The 6,083-nt window shown below is 59.1% G+C and carries 4 protein-coding genes and 1 pseudogene; 1 reads left to right on the top strand and 4 read right to left on the bottom strand.

Features of this window, described 5'->3' with window-relative positions; genetic code table 11:
• Positions 1-179: 179 nt before the first annotated feature.
• Positions 180-1,730, bottom strand: coding sequence for an aminopeptidase P family protein (locus ACFP6B_RS06900; RefSeq protein WP_377128573.1), 1,551 nt, complete (start codon positions 1,728-1,730; stop codon positions 180-182).
• Between the two features lie 120 nt (positions 1,731-1,850).
• Between ACFP6B_RS06900 and ACFP6B_RS06895 the strand changes: the two genes are divergently transcribed.
• The gene (locus tag ACFP6B_RS06895) at positions 1,851-2,672 is read left to right on the top strand and encodes a PHP domain-containing protein (protein WP_377128570.1); all 822 of its coding nucleotides are present in this window, start codon (positions 1,851-1,853) and stop codon (positions 2,670-2,672) included.
• Between the two features lie 134 nt (positions 2,673-2,806).
• Here the strand turns inward: ACFP6B_RS06895 and ACFP6B_RS06890 are convergent, their stop codons facing one another.
• The 3 genes and pseudogenes from ACFP6B_RS06890 to ACFP6B_RS06880 all read right to left on the bottom strand — a co-directional run.
• Entirely contained in the window at positions 2,807-4,498 is a 1,692-nt protein-coding gene (locus tag ACFP6B_RS06890) for a glycoside hydrolase family 13 protein (protein WP_377128567.1), read from the bottom strand.
• Positions 4,499-4,547: 49 nt separating this feature from the next.
• A complete protein-coding gene (locus ACFP6B_RS06885) occupies positions 4,548-5,381 on the bottom strand; it encodes a carbohydrate ABC transporter permease (RefSeq protein ID WP_377128576.1) in 834 nt (277 codons plus the stop codon).
• 68 nt (positions 5,382-5,449) lie between these two features.
• Positions 5,450-6,004: pseudogene (locus tag ACFP6B_RS06880) on the bottom strand (carbohydrate ABC transporter permease); the annotation flags it as partial.
• Positions 6,005-6,083: the final 79 nt, after the last annotated feature.

The raw sequence follows: 6,083 nt of genomic DNA, 5'->3' as shown, positions 1-6,083 counted from the left end.
TCCGATGGGGTATCGGAGCCAGGCTTTGGCAGCCCTGACGGTCTAGGATTAAACCAGTCCAACTTTCGGGGGCTAGTTCAGAGAGCAGGCGGGGTTTTGATATGCAGGTGAGAGGCTAGTTCATCGGGGCGAGCGTGAGCATGCAAAACCCCTAACGAACTAAGACCGCAAGCTCCTACCTAGCGGGAGTTCTCTGCCATCCAGGCCTCGATACCCTCTACGGTGCGGGGCAGAGCCGCAGAGAGGTTCTCGTTGCCGTCCTCAGTGATGAGCACATCGTCTTCAATACGGATGCCGATGCCGCGCAGCTCCTCGGGGATAGCCAGGTCCTCTTCCTTGAAGTAGAGGCCGGGTTCAATGGTGAAGACCATACCGGGCTCGATGATGCCCTCCATGTAGAGCTCATTCTTAGCCTGGGCGCAGTCGTGCACGTCAAGACCCAGGTGGTGGCTGGTGCCGTGGGGCATCCAGCGGCGGTGCTGGCCGCCCTCAGCAGAGAGGGAAACCTCAGCCGAAACAGGCAGAAGACCCCACTCGTGTAAGCGGGTTGCCAGAACCTGCATGGCAGCGTCATGGACCTCGTGGAACTTCTTGCCCGGCACCGCAACCTTAAAGGCAGCGTCGGCAGCTTCGAGCACGATGTTGTAGGCCTTAGCCTGGACCTCGGAGAACTTGCCGTTGACCGGGAAGGTGCGGGTGACGTCCGCGGTGTAGAGGGTGTCGTCCTCAACACCGGCATCGAGCAGCAGCAGCTTACCCTCATCGACGGTGCCGTTATTACGGATCCAGTGCAGAATCGTGGCGTTGTTCCCGCAGGCGGCAATGGTGTCGTAGCCCAGGTCATTACCTTCAACACGGGCCTTGGCGAAGAAGGCGGTTTCGACTACGCGCTCGCCGCGGCGGTGGGCAACAGCAGCGGGTAGAGCCTTGACGACCTCGGCAAAGCCCTCGATGGTCAGGTCCACTGAGCGGCGCAGGTTCTCCACCTCGATGGCGTCCTTGACCAGGCGAGCCTCAGAGAGAGCCTCGGTCAGGGCAGCGTCGAGCTTATCTGACTCTTCTAAGTCAACAGAGGTGTTGTAGCGTGAGGTATCGACCAGGGCATCGACGTTCAAATCAACGTTGCGGACCAGACGGATACGCACACCGCCCAGAGCCTCGGGGCCGGCGTTCTTGGTAATAGCTACTTCAAGCTCACCTAAGTCCTTGGTGCGCAGACCGTACTCGGCACCCAGCGATTCGAGGGTGGGGCGGGGGCCAATCCAGAACTCACCGTAGCGGGGATCACGGTAGAACATCTCGGTATCGCGCCCTGCCAGGGGGCGGAAGTAGAGGGTGACCTCGTGGTTGGAGCCGTTGTCTCCCTGGCCTTCTTCAGCGGGCTCAAAGACCAGCACAGCATCGGGCTCATGATCTAGACCCAGGCCGGTCTGGTGGGCAAAGGCTGAATGGGGGCGGAAACGGTAGTCGGTGTCGTTTGAACGCACCTTGAGGGGGCCAGCGGGGAGCACCAGGCGCTCGCCGGGGAAGAGAGCTGAAATCTTGGCGCGGCGCTCAGCGGCGAAGTCGGCTACGCGGGCACGGGCAGGGAGCTGGTCGGACGCCGGCGCCCAGTTAGCTGCCATAAAGTCGGTGAAGGCACTGGATTTGGGGGCTGCGGAGCGGTTGGTGACGCGTTCTTCGATGGGCTGATCGTCACCGGGGGTTGAGGTATTTTCGCTAGTAGTCATGCCTACCAGTCTAGTGAGCCGGGTAACGGTGCGTCTAGCTGAAGATAGTGCCCTTGATACTTAAGGGTGGCTAATGGTTGCTATCTGTTACGGACGGGCCGCCGCAGGTAGTCTGGTGCTATGTACGACCTGCACACCCACTCCCGTATTTCTGATGGCACCCAGCCGGTAGCCGAGCTGGTCGCCGACGTAGCCGCTACCGGGCTCACCGGCTTCGCCCTGACCGACCACGACACTACCGCTGGCTGGGCAGAGGCTGAACAGACAGCCGGACGCCTGGGGCTAGACTTCCTGCCCGGCATGGAAATCTCCTGCTCGGCTCAGGGGGTGAGCATCCACCTGCTCTCCTATCTGCACGACCCCACCGACCAGTTCCTTCTGGCCGAAATCAGCAGAGCCCGAGACTCCCGCGTAGGCCGCGCCCAGCGTATGGTCGAAAGACTCGCCGAAGACTACCCGATTACCTGGGAGACCGTCCAGGACCAGGTGCACGAGGGCGCTACTGTAGGCCGCCCCCACATCGCCGATGCCCTGGTAGCCCTTGGCGCTGTTGCCAACAGATCAGAAGCCTTCGAAACCATTCTGACCACCCGCTCAAAATACTATGTGCCCCACTACGCCGTGGACCCTGTGAAGGCTGTTGAACTGGTACGTGCGGCAGGGGGTGTTCCGGTCATGGCCCACCCCAAGGCGTCCGCCCGCGGAAAACTCGCCAGCGACGAAACCATCTACGCCATGATTGAGGCAGGCCTGGCCGGCTTTGAGGTCTACCACCGCGACAACCCGGAAGAAGGCCGCACCTGGCTGCTGGAAACAGCAGCCAGGCACGAGCTTCTAGTCACCGGCTCCTCCGACTACCACGGCACCGGCAAGCCCAACCGTCTGGGCGAAAACACCACGCCCCGCGAGACGGTCGAACGGATTCGTGAGTTGGCTAGGTAGCCGGGTTATTGGGCAGGGCAGATACATCCCCGGCGGCGACCCTCTCATAGCTCGCGCCGGGGCGCTCGCTATGATTCACGCCAGCCCCGCGCCAGCCGCCGGGCGATGTACCTGCCCTACCCTTAGTTCTTGGGCTACTTCTTGAGCCAGAGCGTAGCTGACCCGGGCACGGCACCTGCGGCGAAAGCGTCCTGAGAGTCAGGGGCAGAGCCCAACACAAACTCGGCTTCAGCCAGGGCCGCTGGCAGGGGAGCGGGCTCGGTGCTGAAGTTGGTCAGGTTGACCCAGCCGCCGGGGCGCTCAAAGGCCAGGACGGCCTCGTCCTCCGTCTCAAGCCAGGTCAGCTTTTCTGCGCCCTGGAGCTGGCGGCGGGCAGCCAGGGCTGCCCGGTAGAGATTCAGGGTCGAATCTTCCTGCTGCTCCTGAGCCGACACCGCGTAGCCTGAGAACCAGGCGGGCTGGGGCAGGTGGGGCTTGCCAGTACCAAAACCGAAGGCCGGGGCGTCCGCCTGCCAGGGCAGGGGCACCCGGCAACCGTCACGGCCGACATTTACGCCGGGGGAGTTGAAGAAGGTGGGGTCCTGGCGCTCGCTGTCAGGAATCTCAGCGACCTCATGCAGACCCAGCTCCTCGCCCTGGTAGAGGTAGGCTGAACCGGGCAGAGCCAGCTCAAAGAGGGTGGCGGCGCGGGCGCGGGCAGAACCGAGCTCACGGTCAAGTTCCTCAGCCGGACCACCTGCCAGCAGCCACTCGTGGCCCACCTTCTCGTTGGTCTTACCCTCCACAAAGGGCAGACCGTAGCGGGTGGGGTGGCGCACCACATCGTGGTTGGAGAGCACCCAGGTACTCGAAGAGCCGGACTCAGCGGAGAGGCCCAGGTTCTCCGCCACAATCTTTCGGAATTCACCGGCGTCAAAGCGGGCAGTGAGCAGATCAAAGTTGAAGGCCTGGCCCAGACCCTGGGCGGACGCGTAGGCGGGGCGGCGGTCGCGCTCCACCCAGGCCTCAGCCACGGCAGTACGAGGGGGAGTGTATTCGTTGAAAACGGCCCGCCATTCCTTATAAATCTCGTGCACATCGTCACGATCCCACATGGGGTGGTTGCCATCCTTGGGCATGGAATCGAGTTCCGCCTGGGAGGGGAGTACCTCGGGTAAGTCCTTGGCGATACCGTGGGCAACATCGATGCGGAAGCCGTCCACACCCCGGTCGGCCCAGAAGCGGAAGGTCTTCTTAAAATCTTCGTGAACCTCGGGGTTGTGCCAGTTCAGGTCAGGCTGCTCAACCGCAAAGTTGTGCAGGTACCACTGGCCGTCCCCTACCGGCTCCCAAGCCGGGCCACCAAAAATAGAGGTCCAGTCAGACGGGGGTAGCTCACCCTTGTCGCCCAGCCCATCGCGGAAGATATAGCGGTCGCGGGCTGCAGAACCCGGAGCGGACGCCAGGGCCTCCTGGAACCAGACATGCAGGTTAGAGGTGTGATTAGGAACCACATCAACAATGAGCTTGAGACCGGCTGCGTGCAGGGCGCTCGCCATCTCATCGAAATCTTCCAGGGTGCCAATCTTGGGGTCAACGTCGCGGAAATCATCAACGTCGTAGCCACCGTCGGCCAGAGCGGAGGGGTAGAAGGGGGAGAGCCAGACGGCATCTACACCCAGTTTCTTGAGGTAGGGAACCTTAGCGGTAATGCCCTTGAGGTCGCCGATACCGTTGCCATCGGCGTCCGCAAAGGAGCGGGGGTAAATCTGGTAGACAACGGCCTGGCGCCACCAGGTGGGGTCGTCTGCTGCGGGAACCAGGAGGTTGTCGAGAGAGTCGGGCATTGTAAGCCTTTCGTCGTGAATGAAAAGGAAATTACGCGGTAGATGCGGTTTATTTAACGGCGCCTTGGGTAAGACCTGACATAACCCACTTCTGGCAGAAGATATAGGCGATAACCGAGGGAGTCATAGCCATCAGATACGACGCAAAAGAAACGTTGTAGTTGTTGCTGAACTGGGTCTGGAACATCGCCTGAACCACGGGCAGTGTCTGCATCGTCGGGTCCGCTGTAATGAGCGAAGGCATCATAAAGTCGTTCCACGAAGCGAGGAAGGCAAAGATTGCTACTGTTGCTGCCATAGGGAGCAGTAAGGGGAAGATGATAGTCCAGAAGATGCGTGATGGAGAAGCCCCGTCCATACGTGCACTTTCTTCAAGCTCCTCGGGAAGCGACCGAATGAATGCGGTGAACAGCAGGGTGCTGAATGACATCTGGAACATGATGTGCAGGATTGTCACACCTACAGGATTCGCCAGCCCCACCATACCGGTGAGTTTTACCTGGGAAAGCGCCAGTACCGGGAAAGGCAAAAACATTGCTGCCATGAGGTAGTAACAGGAATACCGGAAGAACTTACGGTTCCAGTTACGCGATATGGCGTAGGAAGTCATCGCGCTTAAGAGAACCGCACCAATCACGCTGAAAAGGGTGACCAGAATCGAAATGGTAAACGCACGGGGGAAATTAGTGAGAGTCCAAGCTTCCTGAAAACCTGAGATACTCCAGGGAGAAGGCAACGTGAAAGCTTCGTTTAGTACTGCCTGGTCTTTGGTCTTAAATGCCATCGATATTGCTACGAAGAAGGGCAGAATAACGGTGACTGTGCAAAGCATCAGCAGACCGGTGAGCGTCCAAACGCCCGACCCTTTACTGCCTGAACGCATACGGCTTTTCTTTGTCTTGACTTCGTAGTCAAATCCTTCGCTGGGGCTAGGAACAATTTGGGTTGTCATTAGAACTGTGCCCTTCCTCTAGAAATGCGCAACTGGAGAAGCGCAATTGCGAGGGTGATGATGAAAAAGATAGTGGAGTTCGCCATCTGGTAAGCGTAATCGCCGGTGTCAAAACCGGTAAAGATTGTCATAGCTACAGAACGCGTAGCAGTACCTGGGCCACCATTCGTCAAGCCGACGATGATGTCGTACATGCTGAGGAAACCTTTGAAACCGAGGATGATGTTGATCAAGACATAACCTGAAATCATCGGAAGAGTGATGCGTAAGAACTGCTGCACTGAGCGCGCCCCATCCAACGCTGAAGCTTCGTATACGTCGCGAGGTATCGTAACCAGCGCTGCGATATAGATGAGCATGGCAGAGGGAATAGCCTGCCAAGTCGTTACGAGAACGATAGCTAGCCAAGCTAGGTTGGGGTTTGCAAGGATTGACTCTTGTAGCCACCCGATATTCAGCGAAGCAGCTGCATTTGGCAGAGTATTCGCAAAAATAAACTGGAAGACATACGAAATGATGATGCCAGAAACAACCATCGGCAGAACAAAAATAGAGGCTTATTCAAAAGTAGACACGCACCCCACCCCCACCAACTAGACAACGGCCCCACCCGCGGCAAAAATATGAGCGTTA

Origin of the sequence: Rothia nasimurium (assembly GCF_042660305.1) — a bacterium.
Taxonomy (GTDB): domain Bacteria; phylum Actinomycetota; class Actinomycetes; order Actinomycetales; family Micrococcaceae; genus Rothia; species Rothia nasimurium.
The sequence above is the reverse complement of the archived record's forward strand: the minus strand, read 5'-3'. Positions and strand labels throughout refer to the sequence as shown.

Excerpts from the sequence above, each read along its gene's own strand:
- ACFP6B_RS06900 (WP_377128573.1), bottom strand. The coding sequence starts at position 1,730 with ATGACTACTAGCGAAAATACCTCAACCCCCGGTGACGATCAGCCCATC.
- ACFP6B_RS06895 (WP_377128570.1), top strand. The coding sequence starts at position 1,851 with ATGTACGACCTGCACACCCACTCCCGTATTTCTGATGGCACCCAGCCG.
- ACFP6B_RS06890 (WP_377128567.1), bottom strand. The coding sequence starts at position 4,498 with ATGCCCGACTCTCTCGACAACCTCCTGGTTCCCGCAGCAGACGACCCC.
- ACFP6B_RS06885 (WP_377128576.1), bottom strand. The coding sequence starts at position 5,381 with ATGCGTTCAGGCAGTAAAGGGTCGGGCGTTTGGACGCTCACCGGTCTG.